The organism is Arthrobacter sp. UCD-GKA, from assembly GCF_001863355.1.
In the GTDB taxonomy this organism is placed as follows: Bacteria; Actinomycetota; Actinomycetes; order Actinomycetales; family Micrococcaceae; genus Paeniglutamicibacter.
In genome coordinates this window covers 68,696-91,537 of the sequence record NZ_MOLR01000010.1, presented here as the reverse complement: position 1 = coordinate 91,537, position 22,842 = coordinate 68,696, and the positions used below count along the sequence as shown (strand labels likewise).

Below are 22,842 nucleotides of genomic sequence, written 5' to 3'. Positions count from 1 at the left end.
CAAGTCCCGCCCCAAGTGTTAGGAATTGCATCATGATCCGGAACAACCACCCGAAATTCGCTTCCACCGCCGCGGTGCTCCTGGGTGCCGCCTTGCTGCTGGCCGGCTGCGGCAACAGCACCACCCCGGCCCAGAGTCCCGCCGCAACCTCCGCGGCCAGCTCCTCCGCAGGGGGAGACGGGTACGGGGCTCCGGCACCCAGCGCCACCGCCTCGAGCCCGGCCGCGGCAACCACGGACCTGAAGACCGCATCCACCTCCCTCGGAAACATCGTTGTCGACTCCAAGGGCATGACGCTGTACTACTTCACCAAGGACGCCAAGGACACCACCACCAGTGCCTGCACCGGCGAGTGCCTGGCCGCATGGCCGATCGCCACCACCACCAACGCCACCCCCACGGTGGAAGGGGTGACCGGCAAGGTCGGGACAATCACGAGCCCCGACGGCGCCAAGCAGCTCACGCTCAACGGGATGCCGCTGTATTACTACGCCGCGGACTCCAAGCCCGGGGATGTCAAGGGGCAGGGCGTCAAGGACGTCTGGTACGTGGCATCGCCTGCGGGGGAAATGATCAAATAGTTCACGCAGCACACGGAAGAAGGCCGCTCCCAACGGTGCGGGATAAGATGGGCAGTGCACCCCCTCAATTCCGCACCCTGGGAGACTTTTGTGAGCCAGACCGTCCTTGAYCTCGTCCCGATTCGCCGGGCCCTGATTTCCGTCTATGACAAGAGCGGACTGGAGGAACTGGCCGCGGGCCTGCACGCAGCCGGCGTCGCCCTGGTCTCCACCGGTTCCACCGCCAAGCGCATCGCCGCCGCGGGCATCCCGGTCTCCGAGGTCGAGGAAGTCACCGGTTCCCCGGAAATGCTTGACGGCCGCGTCAAGACCCTGCACCCGCGCGTGCACGGCGGCATCCTGGCCGACCGCCGCGTCCCGGCCCACATGAAGACCCTTGAGGACATGCAGATCGAGGCCTTCGACCTCGTCGTGGTGAACCTCTACCCGTTCGTCGAGACCGTGCGCTCCGGCGCCGAGAACGACGCCGTGGTCGAGCAGATCGACATCGGTGGACCGGCCATGGTCCGCTCGGCGGCCAAGAACCACGCCGCGGTGTCCATCGTGGTGGATCCGGCCTCCTACGGCGAGGTCATCGCCGCGGCCGCCTCCGGCGGCTTCGACCTGAAGTCCCGCCAGCGCCTGGCGGCCAAGGCCTTCGCGCACACCGCGGCCTACGACACGGCCGTCGCTTCCTGGACCGCCTCACAGTTCCTGGACGAGGACGGCGACGGCGTCATCGACTGGCCCGCGTACACCGGCCTGGCCCTGGAACGCTCCGAGGTGCTGCGCTACGGCGAAAACCCGCACCAGCAGGCTGCCCTCTACGTGGACAAGGCCGCCCCGGCCGGCATTGCCCAGGCCGACCAGCTGCACGGCAAGGCCATGAGCTACAACAACTACGTCGACGCCGACGCCGCGCTGCGCGCAGCCTTCGACTTCGACGCCCCGGCCGTCGCCGTGATCAAGCACGCCAACCCGTGCGGCGTCGCCGTGGCCTCCCCGGATGCCGTGGACCCGATCGCCGACGCACACGCCAAGGCACACGCCACGGACCCGCTCTCGGCCTTCGGCGGCGTCATCGCAGCCAACCGCACCGTGACCGTGGCCATGGCCAACGCCGTCAAGGACATCTTCACCGAGGTCGTCATCGCCCCGGCCTTCGAGGCCGAAGCCGTGGCCATTCTCGCGGCCAAGAAGAACATCCGCCTGCTGGCCCTGCCCGAGGGCTACGGCCGCTACCCGAGCGAAATCCGCCAGGTCTCCGGCGGCGTGCTGGTCCAGATGAGCGACAAGGTCGACGCCGACGGCGACAACCCGGCGAACTGGACCCTGGCCGCCGGTGCGGCCGCCGACGAGAAGACCCTCGCGGACCTGGCCTTCGCCTGGACCGCGGTGCGTGCCGCGAAGTCCAACGCCATCCTGCTGGCCAACAACGGCGCGGCCGTGGGCATCGGCATGGGCCAGGTCAACCGCGTGGATTCCTGCAAGCTCGCGGTCGAGCGCGCCAACACCCTGGGCGTCACGGTCGAATCAACCGTGGATGCCGCGGGCGGGGCCTCCGGTGCCGAAGGCACCTCGGCGGAGCGCGCCCGCGGCGCGGTTGCCGCCTCGGATGCGTTCTTCCCGTTTGCCGACGGCCTGCAGATCCTGCTGGACGCCGGTGTGCGCGCCGTGGTCCAGCCCGGCGGCTCGGTCCGCGACGAGGAAGTCATTGCCGCTGCCAACGCAGCCGGCATCACCATGTACTTCACCGGTGCACGCCACTTCTTCCACTAGGAACCAGTGGTCCGGCTGCCGCCGGCGACCTCCCGCACCGGGGGATCGCCGGCGGCAGCCTTCGGTTTTAAGCGCCGTTGCCATGCGGCCAGGGTTGCGGCGCCGCCCCCCGGGGGCTGGGGGAGGCCGGACTGGATCTTCACGCCAGGGGCAACCGGCGGTGCACATACCGGGTTGAACCCCGTGCGGGAAAAACATCCAAAGTTCCATCGGCCAAGGCACGCACTCGCGCCGACGAATCACTAGATGCGCATGACACCCGCCGGGGCGCAGCCGGCCATGGCATAGGCGGCAGGTTCTGCCGCGATGTCTCTGGGGACGTGGGTTCCTGAAACTGCGGGCCGGGAATGCGGCCTGCCAGCCGCCCCCTGCCGATCGCGGGGCCAACCGATGGACCGATGCGCTGCCAGGCTACCGGTGGTGCTTCCGGTCGGTGGATAGGCTGGCCAGCCGGACCGGAAGATCAATCTGCGAGGTGCCGGTCCGAGCGGAAGCATCCTGTGGACCGCATCGGCGCTCGGCGGCCTCTTGAGCGTCGGCCATGGCTGGACCCCTGCGCCGCAAGATCGGGCACGTCGCGGTATCAGGATTCCAGTGCCGACATGATCTTCTGGATTCGCCGCATTCGGGTTTCGTCGCTCTTGGCGCTTTGGACAGACTGCTCGTGGGCGCGCTGTTGGCTGTAGGAGAGGGCGGACCAGGCCTTCGACGCCGCCGGGTTTGAGGCGAACAGCCCTGCCAGTTCGGTGGGGATTTCGACGGTTCGCGGGGCGTCGTCAACTTCGAGCCCGACCTCGATTTCATCGCCCGCGCCCTTGCCCGTGGCGGACCGGGTCTCGGCGTTGAACGAGATCAGGAATTGGCCGCCCATCGATGCGATGGTGTTTCGGTACGAGTAATTGCCATCAATGGTGACGACCACGGGAACGCGCTTCCCTCGGCCGAAGCCGAGCACAATGTCCTCGGGCACGATGATGCCGACGTTGTTGCCGCCGGCGGCCCACAGCGTTGTTCGGAAGTTGACCATGGTTGCTCCTCCAATAGGGGATGCTGACCATGCTAGCGCGGTGTGCGTGAAGCAGCTGATGGCTCCGGGACACAATATCGGCAAGTCCACAGGGCATCGACGCGGACGGCCAGCGGGGCCCCTGGCAGTGCAATGAACCCCGTCCGCCGGGAAACCGCGGCCAGGTTCGGGGCAGCAAGAGCACTGCTGCACGCGCCTGCCAAGGGGGTTTGAAAATCGCCAAAATTGCCCGGGAGGCCATCAGCCCCAAGAATGGACCGCCTGGCTCCGTGCAGTAGCCAGGCGGTGCACTCATTTACTTGTCGGTGGCACTCAGCTGCCAGGAAACACCAAAACGGTCGCTCACCCATGCGTATCGCTGGGCGAAAGGATACTCGCCAGGCGGCATCAAGACCTGGCCCTGGTCGGAGAGCCGGTCAAACAGTGCATCCAAGGAAGCTTCGTCGGGGCAGTCGAAGAAGAACGACACCGACGGAGTGAACCCAAAGGCGTGAACGTCCGGGCTGTCGATGCACAGCAGTGTCTGGTCGGCAATCCGGAAGCTTGCCGTTTTGACCGTGCCTTCGCGGTCTGGTTCCTCCGGTCCATAGCGGTCCATGTCGAGGATTTCGGCGTCGGGGAAGGCCGAGACGTAAAAGTTCATGGCCTCTTCGGCCTGGCCCGTGAACATCAAGAACGGTGTCAGTGTCATGCCACCACTGTACCGACGCGGCTCGGTGGCAGGCATCCACCGGCTGCGATGGGTGCGGGCCCGCATCGCCCTCCGGCAGGCGAGGGCCCCGAGCCACTGATCCGCCCGGGGCCCGGTCCCTGGCAGGGGAGCGCGTCAGCGCCGCTTGTCCACCGCGACGAAGAACGAAACGGCCAGGCCGATGGTGGCCAGGACGGCACCGACGATGAAGGCGACGTGGGCGCCGGAGAACAGCGCGTGGGCCAGGTCGGACCCCGCTTCAAGCCGAGCCGTGGAGAGCAATGACATGACGGTGATGAAGACGGTGGTGCCGATGGCGCCGCCGAGCTGCTGGCCGGTGTTGAAGATGGCCGAGCCGTGGCCGTACAGGCGGGGCTCGAGGCTGGCCATGGCCGAGGACATCAACCCGGTCATCAGCAGCGCCAGCCCGATGGAGAAGATGACGTGGTTGAGCATGAACACCCACAGGGCCGTGTCCGAATCCACGCCGACGTAGAGCCACTGGCCAAGTGCGAGCATGGCCGCACCCGGAATCACGACCGGGCGGGGCCCGAAGCGGTCGTAGATGCGCCCGAAGATCGGCGCGACAACGGCCTGGGCCAGGCCGCCGGGCAGCAGCATCATGCCGATGGCCAGCGTGCCGATGCCCGCGCCGGATTCGAGGATGATCGGCAGCATCACGATGGTGCCCAGCAGCGTGCCGAAGGCGATCATGATCAGCAGCACGGAGAAGGTGAAGCTGCGGGACCTGAACGGGGTCAGGTTCAGCAATTCCTTGCCGTCGCGGGTGAGGCGGACCTGGCGCTTGATGAACAGGGCCAGGGACAGCAGGCCGAAGGCGAAGCAGGCGATGGCCAGCACCGGGTTCTCGGCGGCATGCTCAAGGGTGGAGATGCCGTAGACCAGCAGTCCGAAGGCGAAGGCGGAAAGCACGACGGAGAAGACATCGACCGGGAGCTTGCGGGCCGTCGAGGGGAGCTTGATGAAAACGATGCCCAGCACCAGGATGACCACGGCCAGCGGGGCCATCAGGATGAAGATGTAGTGCCAGCTGAAGGAGTTGACTATGGCGCCTGAAACGGTGGGTCCCACGGCCGGGCCCACGGAGATCACGATCGAGTTCAGCCCCATGACGGCCCCGCGCTTGTGCACGGGGACCAGCTGCAAGGTGGTGGTCATCAGCAGCGGCAGCACGATGGCGGTGCCGACGGCCTGGATGATGCGGGCCACCAGCAGCACCGCGAAGGTCGGGGCAACGATGGCGATGGCCGTGCCGACGACGAAGCTGGACAATGCGAAGATGAACAGTGCCCGCGTGCTGAAACGCTGCAGCAGGAACCCGGTGGTGGGGATGACCACGGACATGGTCAGCAGGAACCCGGTGGTCAGCCACTGCCCGGCGGCCGCGGAGACGGACAAGTCCGCCATGATGGCCGGCAGGGCGACGCTGAGCACCGTTTCGTTCAGGATCATCAGGAAGGCGGCCAGGGCCAGGGCCCCGATGATGCCGGTGAGCTGCCTGGTGGGCAACGTGGGCGGGGCCTGTCGCGACGTGGTCGGGGGCGGCGGCATCGTGTCATCTGCGGTCTGGGCCATCGAAAATACCTTCTTCTGTGAAAAGTGAACAAACCAAATCATGTCACGGTGTGACACGTTTGATAAGCTAAAGTTGTCAGAGTGTGACACAAGATATACTTTTTCAAGCCCCGGAACGCGCCGGGGCGCCGCCGCGTCAAGGAGTGGGACGAACTGTGGGGATCCGCGAAGAACGCCGCGCACGGATGCGCCGAGAGATCCAGGGAGCCACGCTGGACCTGGTGGAGAAGCAGGGCCTTGACGCCACGACGATCGGCGACATCGCCGCACGCGTAGGAATTTCCGAGCGCACGGTTTTCCGCTACTACGCGTCCAAGGAGCATGCGCTCATGCCCGGCCAGCAGAGCCTGATCGACACCCTGGTGGGCAGCGAAAGCGCCCATTCAACTTCCTCCGGAATCCTGGGGGATCTGCTGGCCGTGTGTCGGGACCTGTTCGCGCAGGAGGTCGAGCAGAGCGATTTCCGGAGGATCTCCCGCCTGATGGTGCAGGAGCCGGCGATGATGAGGGTGGTCGTGCGGCAAGAGCGGATACTGGTTGAGGCGCTGAGTGCCGCGCTCGTCGGGCGGGGGCAGCTGGAATCGATCCAGGCGCTGCTGGTGGCCGAGGTGGTCACGGCCGCCTGGCGGGTCGCCTGGCAAAGCTTTGCGCGGAACGAAGTCGACGGCGTGGATTCCGACCCGGTGGAACTCTTCGAGAAAACCATTTGCGAATTGGGGAAGTTGTTTCACGAAGGCTGAGGTGGGCGGCTCGGACCATTCAGTTATGACGGGTTAACTTAACTCGTCCCGAGTGCGGAAGCCCCGATTGCCCCGCCAATGCGCGGCGAAACGGTCCCGCAAGGTGACGGGATCCTTGCCACAAAAAGTGTTTACGGGCGGAAAGTCGGGTAAGTTGGGGACGTTGAGATCAGTTCGGACCACACGTATCCGATAAGACCGTTCAGGGAGACGCCTCACCTATGGCCAAGATTATTTATACCCACACCGACGAAGCTCCGATGCTGGCAACCCACTCGTTCCTGCCGATTGTCGAAGCCTATGCCTCGACCGCGGGTGTAGAGATCGAGACCCGCGACATCTCGCTGGCCGGCCGCATCATTTCCGTCTTCGGCGACTACCTCACCGCCGAGCAGCAGATTCCCGACGCCCTGGCAGAGCTCGGCGCACTGGCCAAGAGCCCGGATGCGAACATCATCAAGTTGCCGAACATCTCCGCCTCCATCCCGCAGCTCAAGGCGGCCATCGCGGAACTGCAGGCCGCCGGCTACGCCCTGCCGGACTACCCGGACAACCCGTCTTCCGACGAGGAAACCGACATCCGCGCCCGCTACGACAAGATCAAGGGTTCGGCAGTGAACCCGGTCCTGCGCGAAGGCAACTCGGACCGCCGCGCACCGTTGAGCGTGAAGAACTACGCCCGCAAGAACCCGCACTCCATGGGTGCCTGGACCGCGGACTCCAAGACCAACGTCGCCACCATGGCCGAAGACGACTTCCGTGCCAACGGGAAGTCCGTGGTCATCGACAAGGACCAGACCCTGTCCATCCGCTTCGTCGGCGAAGACGGCGAAGTCAAGGTCCTGAAGAAGGCACTGCCGGTCCTCAAGGACGAAATCATCGACGGCACCGTGATGCACGCCGCCTCGCTGAACGCCTTCCTCAAGGAAGCCATTGCCCGCGCCAAGGCCGAGGACGTGCTCTTCTCCGCACACCTGAAGGCCACCATGATGAAGGTCTCGGACCCGATCATCTTCGGCCACGTCGTCAAGGCCTACTTCTCCGAGCTCTTCGAGACCTACGGCGAGCAGCTCGAGGCCGCCGGCCTGAACGCAAACAACGGCCTGGCAGCCATCCTCGGCGGGCTCGACGAGCTCTCCGACGACGTGCGCGCCGGTGTCGAGGCACTGATCGCCAAGGGCTTCGAAGACGGCCCGGCCATCGCCATGGTCGACTCCGACAAGGGCATCACCAACCTGCACGTCCCCTCGGACGTCATCGTGGATGCCTCCATGCCCGCCATGATCCGCTCCTCGGGCCACATGTGGGACGCAGAGGGCAAGGAACGCGACACCCTGGCAGTCCTGCCGGACTCCTCCTACTCGGGCATCTACCAGGTCGTCATCGACGACTGCCGCGCCAACGGCGCCTACGACCCGACCACCATGGGCACCGTCCCGAACGTCGGGTTGATGGCCCAGGCAGCCGAGGAATACGGCTCCCACGACAAGACCTTCGAAATCAAGGCCTCCGGCCACGTCCAGGTCCTGGATGCCACCGGCGGCGTGCTCATCGAGCACCAGGTCTTCCCGGGCGACATCTGGCGCGCCTGCCAGACCAAGGACGTGCCGGTGCGCGACTGGGTCAAGCTGGCCGTCAACCGCGCCCGCGCCTCACAGACCCCCGCCGTGTTCTGGCTGGACGAGACCCGCGCGCACGACGCCGTGCTGATCTCCAAGGTCAACGAGTACCTCAAGGACCACGACATCGAGGGCCTGGTCATCGAGATCCTCTCGCCCGAGGCCGCGACCCAGTACACCATCGAGCGCATCCGCCGCGGCGAGGACACCATCTCGGTCTCCGGCAACGTGCTGCGCGACTACCTCACCGACCTGTTCCCGATCCTCGAACTGGGCACCAGCGCCAAGATGCTTTCCATCGTGCCGCTGATCGCCGGTGGCGGGCTCTTCGAAACCGGTGCCGGTGGCTCCGCCCCGAAGCATGTCTCGCAGCTGGTGAGTGAAAACCACCTGCGCTGGGATTCCCTGGGCGAGTTCCTGGCCCTGGCCGTCTCCTTCGAGCACCTGGCCAACACCTCGGACAACGCTCGCGCGCAGATCCTGGCAGACACCCTGGATGCCGCAACCGGCACCTTCCTGCTGGAGAACAAGTCGCCCAAGCGCAAGGTCGGCGAGCTCGACAACCGCGGCAGCCACTTCTACCTGGCCAAGTACTGGGCGGAAGAGATCTCGGCTCAGACCAAGGATGCCGAGCTGGCAACGGCATTCAAGGCCGTCTCCGAGGCACTGGGCGGCAACGAGGAAGCCATCGTGGCCGAGCTCGCAGCCGTGCAGGGCGCTCCGGTTGACCTGGGCGGCTACTACCGCCCGGTCGAGGAAAAGGTCGCAGCCATCATGCGCCCGAGCGCCACGCTGAACACCGCGCTGGAACTGCTCAAGAAGTAGTTTCACGCCTGACTCAACGCCTGACGGCGGGTCGCCTGCTTTTCCCTTTCCGAGGAAGCACGCGGCCCGCCGTCGGCGTTTTGTGCGCACATGTCTGGGAAGTCTCACGGCATAGTCGTGCCATGGCAAGGATCATATGGTTCAACGGGGCGTTCGGCTCCGGAAAGAGCACCGCGGCGAACGAGCTGGTGGAACTGGTACCCGGATGGTGCACCTTTGACGCGGAGATCGTGGGGTTCATGCTGCGCCACTGCATCAGCGAACCCGTGCCGGTTTCCAGGACCACCTCGCCGAGATCCTGGACGGCTTGTCGCACCGCGGCATCGAGCACCACCACGTCCTGCTCGATGTCCGGGAAGAGGAGCTGGTGCGTCGGATCGAGACCGACGCCATCGAAACCGGTGCGCGCCAATGGCACCCGGACCACGTGGAAAGCTACCGGGAAAGCCGCTCTTGGCTGCGTTCGCTCTCCCAGGTCGTGGACACGACCGCCATGGATGCAAGGGATGCCGCCCGCACCATCGCCGGTCGCCTCGCCGCGACTGTAGGGGGGAAACCCGCAGGTCGTTGGGTGCGGCCGAGCAGAGAATGAACACTCCCAGTTTCGTGCTTCCGCAGTTGCTTCCCGTTGGTTCTATTTGCCCGTTTTGTTCTCGACCCAGTCAAGACCGGAGCGCAGGCGAGCTATCACGACGGCAAGCTGACTGGAAGACCGACCTGTCAGTGGATGATGATCGCAAACGTTCTGTCTGACAGCAATGCCCTGGCTCGTCTCATCTCGTCTGACAGTGCGCGAAGTTCCAGAGACTAATGGTTCCGTCACGGAAAGCTCTCTCTTTCTACGCTCAGCGATGGCTCTCCGCCGCACGCGACTGGATGAGAAGAGCTGGCGATGACGCATGACATGTATCGGGTAGGAGAAAACCATGACGGCTTTCCGCCAGCCAGGAGAGGCTGGGTAGCACACCAGCATTAGTGGCCAGAGAAGCCCGAAAGTCAGGAAAAATGCAACGACGAGGGAAAAGGTCACTTTTTCAGAGGAGATATCTTGGCCTATTATTTCTGGTTGGGTGGCGATATCGACGGCAATCCAGGCATAGGTTGTGACAACCACAATGGCTGCAGCTAGCGAGAATACCGATGGGATCCATACCCAAAGTGTTGCCCAAAAAATGTCTGAAATAAGAGCACAAAACGTTATTGCGACAAACATTAGAACGAGCCAAAGTCCGTACAGATCCATAAGTTCAGGGCTTATTAATAAAATGATACCTGGAATCACAACAAATGTAATTAGGATGAGCAGGGTAAGTATTGCTATGGCTAGACCAAGGGAATTTTTGTTAACTTTCAAATTTACAAGAATTCCCCATCGGTCTTTCTGATCTGCAGATAAGAGTTTATGCTGTTCCCTATATCTAGGTAGCTCGTGTGCGGCTGCGAGCGCCAATTCGTCGGTTGTCGGTTGTGTCTGGATTGCAACGAATGCAATGACTTGAGCAATAGCGAGAACCAGCACAACCATGATCAAGTTTACGGGTTCTCCTCCTTTTGGCCGGAAGTACGTGATCGAGTGGAATGCTCCGATGGCAGTTGCCGATGCTCCAAGGGCAGTGGCTACCCCGGCCGATCGAATTCGCTGGAGGGCCAGTGATGTGGAATCAAGAGCGTTGGGATCAAACCGGTCGCGGCTAAAGGCCAACGCAACGACAATTGTGGCTAACAGTGCAAGCAAGCCAATCGCGTTGTCACTTGTCAGATGTAGTTGTTCGGCGATTCGGTCAACCGTGTCTGCAGGATTCTCCGACTGGTGGAAGACAAAAGTTCCAGTGACGAGAAATAGGCTTACTGCAAAGACTAAACCCAGCAACGAAGTCCATAGCCATGCCGTAATTGGATGAACGCGATGCTGTGTGGAAGTCGCTTCTGCACGTAGTTGTTTCCACCGTTTTCGGCGTTGCTTGATGTTATCCTGATTTGATGTCATGGGCAGTCCTCAACCCCTAATCTTCAGTCGAAAACGACTTTTTGTGATGAGTCGGAAATATATCGGTGGGGATGTTCTGGCCCCATCGATCGGTTGCCGAGTATTGGCGCCCTGCAGTCGAGAAGCGGCTTGGAATCAGAATTCGGTGGCTCAGTTTTGGCGTTGAAACCAGTCATAACCCGCGTCCCACTTCCCAGATGGACTCGGAGGTGCCGGTGAGTAGGGCGTTGACGGAGGCCGCCTGCGCGTCGGTGAACGAGGCGATGTAGTCGACGATGGCCCGGGCCCGGCCCAGCCGCTCGATCTCCCCGCGCGAGGCCTCGGCGAACAGCTTGGGGGACTCGGTGAGCAGCCGGCGGTACTCGCCGGTGGCGGCCTCGACGGAGTCCAGCAGCCGGCGCGGGGCCCGGGCGGCATCCTGCGGGTCATCCAGCCACGCCGCCAGCCCCTCGGCCAGCGACCTGATGATGCGGGTCTGCCCGCGCTGGTACAGGGCCAGGTCTGAGCGCTCGAGCACGAAGCGCTCGTGCACGAACTTGAGCACCACCACGTCGTGCCAGGCCTCGTCGGCCAGGCGCACGTGCCCGCTGCGGACCACAGGGTCCTTCTCCACCGCGATGGAGGCCTGGAGCCGGTTGATCCAGCGCCGGGTGAAAGCGGTGACGGCACGGTCGGCATCAAGGCCGCCGTCGTAGGGCAGCGCCAGCAACCCCTCGACCAGGTCGTGGTCCACCCGCTGAACCGAGGCGCGGAAGGCCTCGGCGTTGGCGATCCACGGGTCCTTGGCCGCGACCTTGCGCCAGGTGCGCTCCAGCCCGTGGCCGGGGACGCGCAGGTCAAGGTCGCGCGCATCCAGCGCGGACAGCGCGGGCCCGGAATCGAGCCAGCGCCGCAGTTCGGAGGACACCAGGGAATACTGCAGCACCCCGGCACGGTAGAAGTCGTCCAGGTCGTGCACCGCATAGGCGATGTCGTCGGCGATGTCCATGACCGAGCATTCCAGGGTCTGCTGGTGGTCGGCGATCTGCCCGAAGACCGAGAGCACGTCGCGCATCTCGGCCGCCTCGATGTCGTAGGCCGAGTACTTCACCGCCGGGCGGCCGCCGCCGGGGCCCACGCCGCGCGGCAGCAGTTCCGGGGGACGGGACGGCAGGGAACGCCACTCGTTGCGGGTCCACGGGTACTTCAGCACCGCGGCCCGCACGGCCCGGGTCAGGTTCAGCCCGCGTGCGGAAGCGTCGCAGCTGTCCAGCGCGGTGAGGATGCGGAAGGACTGGGCGTTGCCCTCGAAGCCATCGGGGAGCCCGAGGATCTGGCGGGCGGCCCGGTCCAGTTCCTGTTCGCCCAGGTGCCCGAAGGGCGGGTGGCCCAGGTCGTGGGCCGCCGCGGCGGCCTGCACCACGACCGGGTCGCAACCGCCGAGTTCCTCCACAAGCCTTTGCGTGGGTTCGTCGGCGTTGCGCAGGCCTATGGCGATGGAGCGGGCCACGGCGGAGACCTTCAACGAGTGGGTGAGCCGGTTGTGCACCACGGTGCCGGCGCCGGCCTGCGGGATGACCTGGGTGACTGCCGAGAGCCGGGAGAAATAGGGGGAGAATCGGATGCGTTCGATGTCGACGCGGAATTCGTCTTCGCCGGGCCGCGATTCCTCGCCGATGTCCCGGTCCCGTCCGCCGCTGAGGTGTGTCGTGTTCCTGTAATCCATGGTGGGCTCCAGCCTAGTTCGCGCCGGGCCGGGCGGCACGCAGCACCACGGCAAACACGTCGGAAGACACGGTGCCCAGGACCAATGGCGTCTGCCGCCCCCGGCCGTTGTCTTCAGGGTTTCCGGACCGGGGAAGGACGCGCACCTCAGCCCAGCGGGGGAGCCGGGTGGTACCTGCCGCTTCCCCAGCCAATTTCCCAGCCCCTGTCGTGGTCCATGTAGTCGGCGTAGGCGACGGGCAGGTCGTCCATGGAACGGACACGGTCCATCAAGGAGTCGTACCAGCGCACGTACCGGGGATCGGAACCCGTTGCCCTGGGTGCGGGGAGGTGCACCAGGATCAGCAAGGCAATCGTTTCCACGCCGGTATCGTCATCGACTTCTGTTCCGGCGAACTCGTACCACCCGGCGCTCGAGTACCTCACGCAGTCGGCCTCATCTTCGGGTTCCGGATCGAACCACTCGGCGGAATCGGCCCGTGGGTTTTCAAAGGCATTGAAGATCGTGATGCGCCAAGCCGTGCCCGAGGCGTTCATCCCGGGGTGGATGCGCAGTGAACCGAATCCCTGCCGGTGCAGGTTGTGCACTGCCTGCAAGATCAGCAACGGAACCTTGAAATCCATGGGTATGCCCCCAAACGTGTCGTCCATCGGATGTGGCTTCAATCTTTTCAGGCTAGTCCCACGTTTTGGGGCGCCAGGCACCCGATCCCGCCTCCGGCATCATCGGAGAGAAAACAATAGCGGGTGCCCATCAGGAAGGATGGGCACCCACTATTGGAACCAAGGCATCACATGGACGCGGTTGTCTTTAGACCCGCGCGGGCAGCGGAACCGAGATCTCCGGTACGTAACGCACCGCACCCTTGTCCGCGGACTGGGCGAAGGCCGCGTAGGCACGCAGCGCCGGGGAAACCACGCGGTCGCGGTCGCGCGGCTGGTAGCCAATGCTGGCTTCCAAGACCTCGCGGCGGCGGGCCAGCTCGTCCTCGCTGACCTCCAGGGTGATGGAACGCGACGGGATGTCGATGGAAATGGTGTCCCCGTTCTCCACCAGTGCGATGGCGCCGCCGGCGGCGGCCTCGGGGGAGATGTGCCCGATCGACAGCCCGGAGGTGCCGCCGGAGAAGCGCCCGTCGGTGATCAGCGCACACTTCGCGCCCAGGCCCAGGCCCTTGAGGAAGGAGGTGGGGTAGAGCATTTCCTGCATGCCCGGCCCGCCGCGCGGACCCTCGTAGCGGATCACCACGACATCTCCTGGAACGATCTCCTTGCTCAGGATCGCGGTGACCGCATCGTCCTGGGATTCGAAGACCACCGCGGGCCCGGAGAACGTGAAGATCGATTCTTCAACGCCGGCGGTCTTGACCACGCAGCCATCCAGCGAGATGTTTCCGCGCAGCACGGCCAGGCCGCCCTCCACGGAGTGGGCGTGTTCCATCGAGTGGATGCAGCCGTTCTTCGCATCCACGTCCAGGGTGTCCCAGCGCTCGGACTGGGAGAACGCCTCGGCGGAGCGCACGCAGCCGGGGGCCGCGTGGAAGAGTTCGATGGCCGTCTCGGTGGCCTTGCCGCCGCGGATGTCCCAGTCATCGAGCCACGAGCGCAAATCGGTGCTGTGGATGGAGCGCACGTCGTGGCGGAGCCGGCCGCCGCGGTCCAGCTCGCCCAGGATGGCGGGGATGCCGCCGGCGCGGTGGACGTCCTCGACCAGGTAGTCGCCGTTGGGGGCGACCTTGGTCAGGCAGGGGGTGCGGCGGGAGATCTCGTCGATGTCGTCCAACGTGAAGTCCAGCTCGGCCTCCTGGGCCGTGGCCAAAAGGTGCAGGATGGTGTTGGAGGAGCCGCCCATGGCGATGTCCATGGTCATGGCGTTCTCGAACGCGGCCCGGTTGGCGATGGCGCGCGGCAGCACGGAGGCGTCGTCGTCGAAGTAGTGGGACTTGGTGATGTCCACGATGGCGCGGCCGGCGTCCTCGTACAGCTCCTTGCGGGCGGTGTGCGTGGCCAGCGTGGTGCCGTTGCCCGGCAGCGACAGGCCCAGGGCCTCGGTGAGGCAGTTCATCGAGTTGGCGGTGAACATGCCCGAGCAGGAACCGCAGGTGGGGCAGGCGTTTTCCTCGATGTTCAGCAGTTCCTCGTCGGAGACCGCATCGTTCACGGCGTCGGCGATGGCGGAGATCAGGTTCAGCCGCTTGCGCACGGTGCCGTCCACCAGCACCGCGGTGCCGCCCTCCATCGGGCCGCCGGAAACAAACACGGTGGGGATGTTCAGGCGCATGGCGGCCATCATCATTCCCGGGGTGATCTTGTCGCAGTTGGAGATGCAGATCAGGGCGTCGGCGCAGTGCGCGTTGACCATGTACTCGACGGAGTCGGCGATCAAGTCGCGGCTGGGCAGCGAGTACAGCATGCCGCTGTGGCCCATGGCGATCCCGTCGTCCACGGCGATGGTGTTGAACTCGCGCGGGATTCCGCCGGCCTCGATGATCGCGTCGGAGACGATGCGGCCCACCGGCTGGAGGTGGGTGTGGCCGGGGACGAATTCGGTGAAGCTGTTGGCGACGGCAATGATCGGCTTTCCGAAGTCGGAGCCCTTGACGCCGGCGGCGCGGAGCAGCGCGCGTGCTCCGACCATGTTGCGGCCATGGGTGACTGTTCGTGAACGTAATTCAGGCATGATCCAAGTCAACCAGCACCGTCCGCGCGGCGGAAGACGCTCCTAATACTAGTAGTGGCAGTGATAGATTTAGACGAATGAACGATGAACGCAGGCGGGAGCTGGGGCAGTTCCTGCGCGACAGGCGCGGCAACCTTGTCCGCGCGGAACTGGGGCTGCCGCCGATCGGGCGCAACCGCACGCTGGGCCTGCGCCGGGAGGAGATCGCCGCCTTCGCCGCGGTCAGCGTCACTTGGTACACCTGGCTCGAACAGGGGCGGGACATCAACGCCTCCCGCCAGGTGCTCGAATCCATCGCCCGCGTGCTCACCCTGACCTCGGCCGAAACGGCGTACCTGCTGGCCCTGGGCGGATACACCCCCGTCCCCGCCACCGAGGTCATGGCGATCGAGCAGGCACCGGACCACCTGCAACGGCTGCTCGACGCCTTTGACTTCCCGGCGTTCGCCGTCGCCCCGGACTGGGGCATCGCCGGCTGGAACCGCGCCTACGCGGGCCTCTACACGCGCATCGGCGCGGTGGGCCCGGAGGACCGGAACCTGCTCTGGCTGATTTTCACCGATCCGTACCTGCGCCAGATGCTGCCCGACTGGGAAGAAACCTCGCGGCACTTTGTCGCCGAGTTCCGTGCCGAGGCCGGTGCCCGCCTGGGATCGGCCGCCCACACAACACTGCTGAAGCGACTGGGAGAAGCCAGCGAACAATTCGCCAAGCTCTGGGCCGACCGCGGCGTGGAGCGCTTTGCCTCCCGGCAGCGCGTGTTCCTGCACCCGGCGGCCGGCGAGCTGGTCTTTGAGCAGCACCGACTGGTGCCCTCCGACGCCCCGGAACTGCACCTTGTGATGTACGTGCCGGTGCCCGGAACCCCGACCGGGGAGAAGATGCGCAAGCTCCTGGCGGACGAAACCTCCTGACTCCGCCCCGCGCCAAACCAAGGCGCGGACCGGGTCGCCGGCCACGGCGCCCGAGCCGTTCCGCACGCACCCCCTCCTGCCCATCCAGAGGTCCTGCCGCGCCCGGCAAATGAACCCCGCCGGCGGCTGCCTCATAGCCCGAATGCGGTAGCCCGGCCGCCGCTTGCCATCGCCTGCGGCCCCCGGCACTGCTCCCGCTGGCAGTGCCGCGGGACGTCACGGAAGCTTCACGGAAATTCCCCGGTCGTCATGCCCGATGCAAAAATCCTTGAAATTCAAGGGAAGCAGTCGAATTTCCTCCCGTAACAATGTGACCCCCACGGCGAGCGAAAATGACGCTGCGGGGTCATGTGAAGTGCTTTAACCATTCGTGACAGCCTGGCCGGCAGGGCCCTTGCATCAGTGGTTTCGGCAGGCCCAAGATGGATACATCAACCATCAAGAGCGGCTGAGAGATCTGGCTCGTTGACGCCGCAGCAACCATCGCCCGATGGAATTCCCCTTCCGGGGAATCCGATCGGCGAGGGTGCTAAGGCCAGAAGCGATGGAGCCGCTTTCAGCGTTCACTCACATCGCCGCAGGAAACCCGTGACGGGTGCCTGGGGCTTTTGTGGCGAGCCTTGAGGCCTCCCTCGTGTCGACGAGGAGTAATTTCAATGAGCATTGCACCGACGACGGCACCGCCGTCACTGTCCTACGAGCTGTACCCGCCGGTGAACCGCGATGCCTCCGAGGGTGTTTTCAACACCATCTCCGCATTGGAGTCCACGGATCCCGACTATGTGTCGGTGACGTACTCGGGGTCCCCTGCCCGCCGCAACGCGTCCCTGGAACTGATCGAGCACCTCATCCAAAACACCCGGCTGCGTCCGCTGGCGCACCTGACCTGTGTGGGGGAGAGCCGCGAATCGCTGCAGAACCTGATTCGCCACTTCATCTCCCTCGGGGTCCGGGGCGTGCTGGCCCTGCGCGGGGACCTGCCCACCGAGCCGCATCAATGGCGCGGGGAATTCCCCTTCGCCCGATACCTGATCGAACTGATCCGGGAGGTGGAGGCCGAGCACTCGGCAGCACTGGCCGGCGGGCGGCTGGGCGTGGGCGTTGCCGCCTACCCCATCCGGCACCCCGAATCCCCGTCCTTCGAGCATGACGTGGAGGTGCTGCTGGCCAAGGAACGCTCCGGGGCCAACTACGCCATCACCCAGGTGTACTTCCAGCCCGCGGAATACACACACCTCGTGGAGTCCGCCCGCCGGGCCGGGGTCACCATCCCGGTGATCCCCGGGGTCATCCCGCTGAACTCGCTGCGGCGCCTGAACCGGCTGGCGTCGATGACGGGGATTGCCCCGGATCCGATCCTGGCCCACGCCCTGGAAACCGCAAGCTCGGAGGCCGAACGCCACCGCATCGGCGTGGACGCCGCCGTCAACCTGGCCCGCAGGGCCTTCGACGACGGGGCACCGGGCGTGCACCTCTACACCTTCAACGACCACCGCGGCTCCCTCGACGTGATCGAGCAGCTCGAACTGCCACGGACCCGCGCCACCCTCACCAACGCCTGGGCCACCCGCGCAGCGGTCTGACCGGCACCGTCTTTCCAGCTTTCAGCAACGTCAACAACACCAAGGAGAAACACCATGTCGAAGCCAATCTTCCCCGCCGCCTCCATCCTCGGCTACCCGCGCATCGGGCCGAACCGCGAACTGAAAAAGGCCCTCGAGGCCCACTGGGCCCAAAAGACCGACGAGGCCACGCTGCACGCCGCTGCCCTGCAGCTGCAGAAGGCGAACCTTTCCAGGCTTGCCGCACTGGGCCTGAAGCCCGACGATGCCTCGCTGCCCGGCGACTTCGCCTACTACGACCAGGTCCTGGACGCCACCCTCGCCCTCTCGGCCCTGCCCACCCGCTTTGCCGACCTGGCCGACGCCAACGGCGCCATCGACACCGCCGCCTCCTTCGTCCTGGCCCGCGGCGACGAATCCCGCGCCCCGCAGGAAATGACCAAGTGGTTCGACACCAACTACCACTACCTGGTCCCGGAAATCGGCGAGACCACCCCGATCAGGGCCAACGCCACCGCACTGGTCGAATCCTTCACGGCGCACGCCGCCAACGGCACCACCATCCGCCCCACACTGGTCGGCCCCATCAGCTACCTGCTGCTGGCCAAGGCCGAGGACGGCGCAGCTCCGGGCTTCGACCCGCTGGCCCGTATCGATGAGGTCGTGGCAGCCTACGCGAAGATCCTCGCCGAGCTGTCCGCCGCCGGCGCACCGTGGGTGCAGCTGGACGAGCCGGGCCTGGTCACCGACCGCGGCGCCGAACTGGCGGTCCCCGGCGCGCTCGCCGAATCCGTCTACACCAAGCTGGCAATCGCCACTGCGCGCCCGGCGCTGCTGGTCACCTTCGGCTACGGCACCGCCGGGGATCCCGCCCGCCCGGGTACCACCCAGGGCCTGCTGGCCCGCGCCGGCGTCGAGGCCGTGCACGCCGATGTGGTCCGCGGCGCGCTGCCCACCGCCGAATTCCTCGGCGACCTAGCCGGTTCCACGCTCGTGGCCGGCATCGTGGATTCGCGCAACATCTGGCGCAACAACCTCTCCGCCTCGCTGGAGATCCTCAAGTCGCTGCGCACCGAGGTCGAGAAGGCCGACGGCACCCTGGCCGTGGGCACCGCCACCTCGCTGCAGCACGTCCCGCACGACGTCGCCCTGGAAGCAAACCTTCCGGCCCACCTTCCCGAATGGCTCGCCTTCGCCAACCAGAAGGTCGCCGAGGTCATCGCCCTGGCCAAGGGCATTTTCGAGGGCGAATCGGCGATCGCCGCGCAGCTCTCGGCCGCCGAGTCTGCCATCGCCCACCGTGCCGGATTCGCCGGGATCACCGTCGCCGCGGTGCGCGAGCGCCTGGCCAACCTGACCACCGCCGACTTCTCCCGCTCCGATGCGCAGACCCGCAAGGCCGCCCAGGAGGCCGCCCTGGAGCTGCCGCCGCTGCCGACCACCACCATCGGATCCTTCCCGCAGACCACCCAGGTCCGCGCCGCCCGCGCCGCCCACAAGGCCGGCACCCTGGATGACGCCGGATACGAGGGCTTCCTCAAGGAGGAAATCAACCGGGTGGTCGAGCTGCAGGAACGCCTGGGCCTGGATGTGCTGGTGCACGGCGAGGCCGAGCGCAACGACATGGTCCAGTACTTCGCCGAGAACTTCGACGGCTTCTCCGAGACCGAGAACGGCTGGGTGCAGTCCTACGGATCCCGGGCCACCCGCCCCTCGATCCTCTGGGGGGATGTCTCCCGCCCGGCGGCCTTCACCGTCCCGTGGATCTCCTACGCCGCCTCGCTGACCACCAAGCCGCTCAAGGGAATGCTCACCGGACCGGTCACCATCCTGGCCTGGAGCTTCATCCGCGACGATGCGCCGCTGGCCACCTCCGCCAACCAGGTGGCCCTGGCGCTGCGGGATGAGATCGCGGACCTGCAGGCCGCCGGGATTTCCATCATCCAGGTCGACGAGCCGGCGCTGCGCGAGCTGCTGCCTCTGCGCGCCGCGGACCAGCCCAAGTACCTGGGCTGGAGCGTGGATGCCTTCCGCCTGGCCACCGCCGGCGCGGTGGATGCCACCCAGATCCACACCCACCTGTGCTACTCGGAATTCGGCGAAATCATCGAGGCCATCGACGCGCTCGATGCCGATGTCACCTCGATCGAGGCCGCCCGCTCCCGCATGGAGGTCACCGCGGATCTGACCAGCTACGGCTACTCCCGCGGCATCGGCCCGGGCGTGTACGACATCCACTCCCCGCGCGTTCCCTCCACCGAGGAAGTCGCCGAGCTCATCGACATCGCCCTGGGTTCGCTGGATCCCAAGGCCCTGTGGATCAACCCGGACTGCGGCCTGAAGACCCGCGGCTACGCCGAGACCGAGGCCTCTCTGGCCAACCTGGTTTCCGCCGCCGTCGCCGCCCGCGCCACCCTGGGTGCCACGGTCTAGCCTGCACGCAGCTATGCGGGTGCGGCACCGGGGAAATCGGTGCCGCACCCGCGCACCATCCCATAACACGCACTTCTTCCTCCCCGGCCCGAAAGGCACGATCATGGCCTCCAGCTCCTGGCACCACGCCACCACCGAAATCCACGCCGGGTACTCCCCGGCGGGAGAACACCGACCCATGACCGTGCCGATCTACAACACCGCGGCGTACCAGTTCCCCGACTACGCCACCGCGGCAAGGCTCTTCTCACTCAAGGCACCGGGCTTCACCTACTCGCGCACCGGCAATCCCACGGTCGCGGTGCTCGAGGAGCGCGCCGCTGCCCTGGAGGGCGGGATCGGGGCCATCGCCACGGCCACCGGGCAGGCGGCCGTGGCTCTGTCCCTACTGGCGCTGCTGCAGGGACCCAACCACCTGGTGGCCTCGTCCAAGCTCTACGGCGGCACCGTCGACCTGCTCACCGACACCTTCGCCGACTTCGGCGTGAGCGTCACGTTCGTCGACCCGGAAGACCCTGCCAACTGGGCCGCGGCCATCACCGAGAAGACCCGGGGATTCCTGCTCGAGTCGGTCTCCAACCCGCTGGCCACCCTGGTGGATCTGCGCGCAATCACCGATCTGGCCCACGCCGCGGGGATCCCGGTGGTCGTGGACAACACCCTGGCCACCCCGGCCGCCTACCGGCCCATCGAGTTCGGCGCCGACATCGTGGTGCACTCCGCAACCAAGGCCCTGTCCGGCCACGGATCGGTTCTTGGGGGACTGGTCATTGACGCCGGAACCTTCGATTTCACCGATGCCGCCCGCTGGCCGCAGATCGCCGGACCCAAGGCGCGTTACTACGGGGATTCGCTGCTGGGACGCTACGGAGCCAAGGCCTACCTGATGCTCGCACGCTCCAAGTTCCTGCACGATCTGGGCCCCACTCTCTCGGCGGCCTCGGCAAGCTCCATCCTCACCGGCATCGAGACGCTCTCACTGCGCGTGGCCAAGGCCCAGGCCAACGTGCTCGAACTGGTCAAGGCCCTGGGAGTGCACCCGGCCGTGGCCCGGGTGCACCACCCCTCGGTGCCCACCCACCAGGACCACGAGCTGGCCACGGAACATTTCCCGAATGGCACCGGCTGCGTGTTTTCCTTTGACCTCAAGGACCCGGCAGCGGTGCCGCAACTGGTCGATTCGCTGAAGCTCTTCGCGCTGGCCGCCAACATCGGGGACGCCCGCTCGCTGATCGTGCACCCGGCCGCGATGACCCACTGCCGGCTCAACGATGGGCAGCTTGAAGCCGCAGGCATCGCTCCGGGCACGCTGCGCCTGTCCGTGGGACTCGAGGACGCCCGAGATCTGGTCGCCGACCTCACCGCCGGGCTCGACGCCCTGGGCCGGAACAACACCACCACCGAAACCGTGGCCAACGCGCCGCGCGAAACCGTCAACGCCTAGGGACCAGGGAGCAGAATCATGGGAACCACCAGCCACCAGGGTTTTAACACCCAAGCCATCCACGCGGGCCAGGCGCCCGACCCGCTCACCGGGGCGGTCATCCCGCCGATCTACCAGACCAGCACCTTCGTGCAGGACGGGATCAACGTGCTGCGCAGCGGGCACGAGTACTCCCGCGGCTCCAACCCGACCCGCAACGGATTCGAAACCCAGCTCACCGCCCTGGAGGGCGGGCATGCCGGTTTCGCGTTCGCCTCCGGGATCGCCGCCGAGGACGCGCTGCTGCGCGCGGTGCTGGCACCCGGTGACCACATCGTGCTCGGCGCCGACGGCTACGGCGGCACCAACCGGCTCATAAACCGCCTGCACGGCAAATGGGGGATCACCAACACCCCGGTGGACATCACCGATCTTGAAGCCGTCGCCGCGGCCGTGCAGCCGGGAAAGACCGCGCTGGTCTGGGTCGAAACCCCGTCGAACCCGCTGCTGGGCATCGCGGACGTGGCCGGCTGGGCACGGATCGCCCATGCGGCAGGTGCCCTGCTGGTCGTGGACAACACCTTCGCCACCCCGTTCCTGCAGCGCCCGCTGTCCCTGGGCGCGGACGTGGTAGTGCATTCGACCACCAAGTACATCGGCGGGCACTCGGATGTGCTCGGGGGCGCGGTGATCGTGGCCCGGAAGGAATTCCGCGGCGAGGAGCTGGCGCAGTCCGTGGGCTTCCAGCAATTCGCCGGGGGAGCGGTGGCCGGGCCGCAGGACTGTTTCCTGGCCGCCCGCGGGCTGAAGACCCTGGGGCTGCGCATGGAACGCCACTGCGCCAACGCCGCGACCCTTGCCGATTGGCTGGGCACCAGCGAGGAAGTCGAAACTGTCCTGTACCCGGGCCTGGAATCGCACCCCGGCCACGAGCTGGCCAAGACGCAGTCCAACGGCTTCGGCGGGATCGTCTCGATCCAGTTTGCCGGAGGGGAAGCCGCGGCCCGGGCGTTTGCCGAGTCGATGAAGCTCTTTGCGCTCTCGGTGTCTCTGGGCGGGGTCGAGTCGCTGGTTTGCTACTCGGCGGAAATGACCCATGCCTCGGTGGTCGGCACCCCGTTGGCCGTGCCGCGGAACCTGGTGCGCCTGAGCGTGGGAATCGAACAGGTCGAGGACCTTCTCCAGGACCTCGAGCTCGGACTGTCCGCAGCCCGGAACGCCTCGCGCCAGTACGCGGGAGCCAGATAAAGACTTGCGGTGGTCCCTTGTGAAGGTCTGAGGGGGCTGGGGAGGGGCCACCGC

Annotated in this window: 17 protein-coding genes and 1 riboswitch; of the genes, 9 read left to right on the top strand and 8 right to left on the bottom strand. The window is 66.0% G+C overall.

All coding sequences use genetic code 11. The features are described 5' to 3' along the window. The first annotated feature begins 32 nt into the window (after positions 1–32). Both BLJ79_RS17030 and purH read left to right on the top strand, forming a co-directional pair. Entirely contained in the window at positions 33–581 is a 549-nt protein-coding gene (locus BLJ79_RS17030; protein WP_071215966.1) for a COG4315 family predicted lipoprotein, read from the top strand. A gap of 90 nt (positions 582–671) precedes the next feature. Continuing rightward, entirely contained in the window at positions 672–2,339 is a 1,668-nt protein-coding gene (gene purH / locus BLJ79_RS17025; RefSeq protein ID WP_071215965.1) for a bifunctional phosphoribosylaminoimidazolecarboxamide formyltransferase/IMP cyclohydrolase, read from the top strand. 583 nt (positions 2,340–2,922) lie between these two features. Here the strand turns inward: purH and BLJ79_RS17020 are convergent. From BLJ79_RS17020 to BLJ79_RS17010, 3 genes are all read right to left on the bottom strand, one after another. Next, positions 2,923–3,366: a YdeI/OmpD-associated family protein gene (locus BLJ79_RS17020; protein ID WP_071215964.1), complete on the bottom strand. Its 444-nt coding sequence runs from the start codon at positions 3,364–3,366 to the stop codon at positions 2,923–2,925. A gap of 295 nt (positions 3,367–3,661) precedes the next feature. After that, entirely contained in the window at positions 3,662–4,093 is a 432-nt protein-coding gene (locus tag BLJ79_RS17015) for a VOC family protein (protein WP_217641929.1), read from the bottom strand. A gap of 99 nt (positions 4,094–4,192) precedes the next feature. Continuing rightward, the gene (locus BLJ79_RS17010) at positions 4,193–5,653 is read right to left on the bottom strand and encodes an MDR family MFS transporter (RefSeq protein WP_083411398.1); all 1,461 of its coding nucleotides are present in this window, start codon (positions 5,651–5,653) and stop codon (positions 4,193–4,195) included. Between the two features lie 155 nt (positions 5,654–5,808). Between BLJ79_RS17010 and BLJ79_RS17005 the strand changes: the two genes are divergently transcribed. Continuing rightward, complete coding sequence (locus BLJ79_RS17005; RefSeq protein ID WP_071215962.1) at positions 5,809–6,393, top strand: TetR/AcrR family transcriptional regulator; 585 nt, start codon at positions 5,809–5,811, stop codon at positions 6,391–6,393. A 221-nt stretch (positions 6,394–6,614) separates the two neighbouring features. Continuing rightward, positions 6,615–8,837, top strand: coding sequence for an NADP-dependent isocitrate dehydrogenase (locus BLJ79_RS17000; RefSeq protein WP_071215961.1), 2,223 nt, complete (start codon positions 6,615–6,617; stop codon positions 8,835–8,837). Positions 8,838–8,850: 13 nt separating this feature from the next. Here BLJ79_RS17000 and BLJ79_RS16995 read toward each other — a convergent pair whose 3' ends face one another. The 5 genes from BLJ79_RS16995 to ilvD form a co-directional block, all read right to left on the bottom strand. Further along, positions 8,851–9,249: a hypothetical protein gene (locus BLJ79_RS16995; protein ID WP_139194933.1), complete on the bottom strand. Its 399-nt coding sequence runs from the start codon at positions 9,247–9,249 to the stop codon at positions 8,851–8,853. A gap of 222 nt (positions 9,250–9,471) precedes the next feature. Further along, on the bottom strand, positions 9,472–10,824 hold the full coding sequence (locus BLJ79_RS23015; RefSeq protein WP_139194932.1) for a hypothetical protein: 1,353 nt from the start codon (positions 10,822–10,824) through the stop codon (positions 9,472–9,474). Between the two features lie 172 nt (positions 10,825–10,996). Then, entirely contained in the window at positions 10,997–12,529 is a 1,533-nt protein-coding gene (locus BLJ79_RS16990; protein ID WP_071215959.1) for a deoxyguanosinetriphosphate triphosphohydrolase family protein, read from the bottom strand. A 146-nt stretch (positions 12,530–12,675) separates the two neighbouring features. After that, a complete protein-coding gene (locus tag BLJ79_RS16985; RefSeq protein ID WP_139194931.1) occupies positions 12,676–13,152 on the bottom strand; it encodes a hypothetical protein in 477 nt (158 codons plus the stop codon). 187 nt (positions 13,153–13,339) lie between these two features. Then, entirely contained in the window at positions 13,340–15,208 is a 1,869-nt protein-coding gene (ilvD, locus tag BLJ79_RS16980) for a dihydroxy-acid dehydratase (protein ID WP_071215957.1), read from the bottom strand. Positions 15,209–15,285: 77 nt separating this feature from the next. Between ilvD and BLJ79_RS16975 the strand changes: the two genes are divergently transcribed. The 5 genes from BLJ79_RS16975 (at position 15,286) to BLJ79_RS16955 (ending at position 22,788) form a co-directional block, all read left to right on the top strand. Then, complete coding sequence (locus BLJ79_RS16975; RefSeq protein ID WP_071215956.1) at positions 15,286–16,122, top strand: helix-turn-helix transcriptional regulator; 837 nt, start codon at positions 15,286–15,288, stop codon at positions 16,120–16,122. Positions 16,123–16,554: 432 nt separating this feature from the next. Next, positions 16,555–16,673, top strand: a riboswitch (SAM riboswitch). 105 nt (positions 16,674–16,778) lie between these two features. Continuing rightward, on the top strand, positions 16,779–17,705 hold the full coding sequence (locus BLJ79_RS16970; RefSeq protein ID WP_071215955.1) for a methylenetetrahydrofolate reductase: 927 nt from the start codon (positions 16,779–16,781) through the stop codon (positions 17,703–17,705). A 54-nt stretch (positions 17,706–17,759) separates the two neighbouring features. Then, on the top strand, positions 17,760–20,117 hold the full coding sequence (gene metE, locus BLJ79_RS16965) for a 5-methyltetrahydropteroyltriglutamate--homocysteine S-methyltransferase (RefSeq protein ID WP_071215954.1): 2,358 nt from the start codon (positions 17,760–17,762) through the stop codon (positions 20,115–20,117). A 103-nt stretch (positions 20,118–20,220) separates the two neighbouring features. After that, positions 20,221–21,561 carry an O-acetylhomoserine aminocarboxypropyltransferase/cysteine synthase family protein gene (locus BLJ79_RS16960; protein ID WP_071215953.1) on the top strand — a complete coding sequence of 447 codons (1,341 nt, stop codon included), beginning with the start codon at positions 20,221–20,223 and terminating at the stop codon, positions 21,559–21,561. 18 nt (positions 21,562–21,579) lie between these two features. Further along, on the top strand, positions 21,580–22,788 hold the full coding sequence (locus BLJ79_RS16955) for a cystathionine gamma-synthase (protein WP_071215952.1): 1,209 nt from the start codon (positions 21,580–21,582) through the stop codon (positions 22,786–22,788). Positions 22,789–22,842 lie beyond the last annotated feature (54 nt).

Bases quoted from the DNA above. Each gene is read 5' to 3' on its own strand.
- BLJ79_RS17030 (WP_071215966.1), top strand. From the start codon at position 33: ATGATCCGGAACAACCACCCGAAATTCGCTTCCACCGCCGCGGTGCTC.
- BLJ79_RS17020 (WP_071215964.1), bottom strand. From the start codon at position 3,366: ATGGTCAACTTCCGAACAACGCTGTGGGCCGCCGGCGGCAACAACGTC.
- BLJ79_RS17015 (WP_217641929.1), bottom strand. From the start codon at position 4,093: ATGCCTGCCACCGAGCCGCGTCGGTACAGTGGTGGCATGACACTGACA.
- BLJ79_RS17010 (WP_083411398.1), bottom strand. From the start codon at position 5,653: ATGGCCCAGACCGCAGATGACACGATGCCGCCGCCCCCGACCACGTCG.
- BLJ79_RS17000 (WP_071215961.1), top strand. From the start codon at position 6,615: ATGGCCAAGATTATTTATACCCACACCGACGAAGCTCCGATGCTGGCA.
- BLJ79_RS23015 (WP_139194932.1), bottom strand. From the start codon at position 10,824: ATGACATCAAATCAGGATAACATCAAGCAACGCCGAAAACGGTGGAAA.
- BLJ79_RS16990 (WP_071215959.1), bottom strand. From the start codon at position 12,529: ATGGATTACAGGAACACGACACACCTCAGCGGCGGACGGGACCGGGAC.
- BLJ79_RS16985 (WP_139194931.1), bottom strand. From the start codon at position 13,152: ATGGATTTCAAGGTTCCGTTGCTGATCTTGCAGGCAGTGCACAACCTG.
- ilvD (WP_071215957.1), bottom strand. From the start codon at position 15,208: ATGCCTGAATTACGTTCACGAACAGTCACCCATGGCCGCAACATGGTC.
- BLJ79_RS16975 (WP_071215956.1), top strand. From the start codon at position 15,286: ATGAACGATGAACGCAGGCGGGAGCTGGGGCAGTTCCTGCGCGACAGG.
- BLJ79_RS16970 (WP_071215955.1), top strand. From the start codon at position 16,779: ATGAGCATTGCACCGACGACGGCACCGCCGTCACTGTCCTACGAGCTG.
- metE (WP_071215954.1), top strand. From the start codon at position 17,760: ATGTCGAAGCCAATCTTCCCCGCCGCCTCCATCCTCGGCTACCCGCGC.
- BLJ79_RS16960 (WP_071215953.1), top strand. From the start codon at position 20,221: ATGGCCTCCAGCTCCTGGCACCACGCCACCACCGAAATCCACGCCGGG.
- BLJ79_RS16955 (WP_071215952.1), top strand. From the start codon at position 21,580: ATGGGAACCACCAGCCACCAGGGTTTTAACACCCAAGCCATCCACGCG.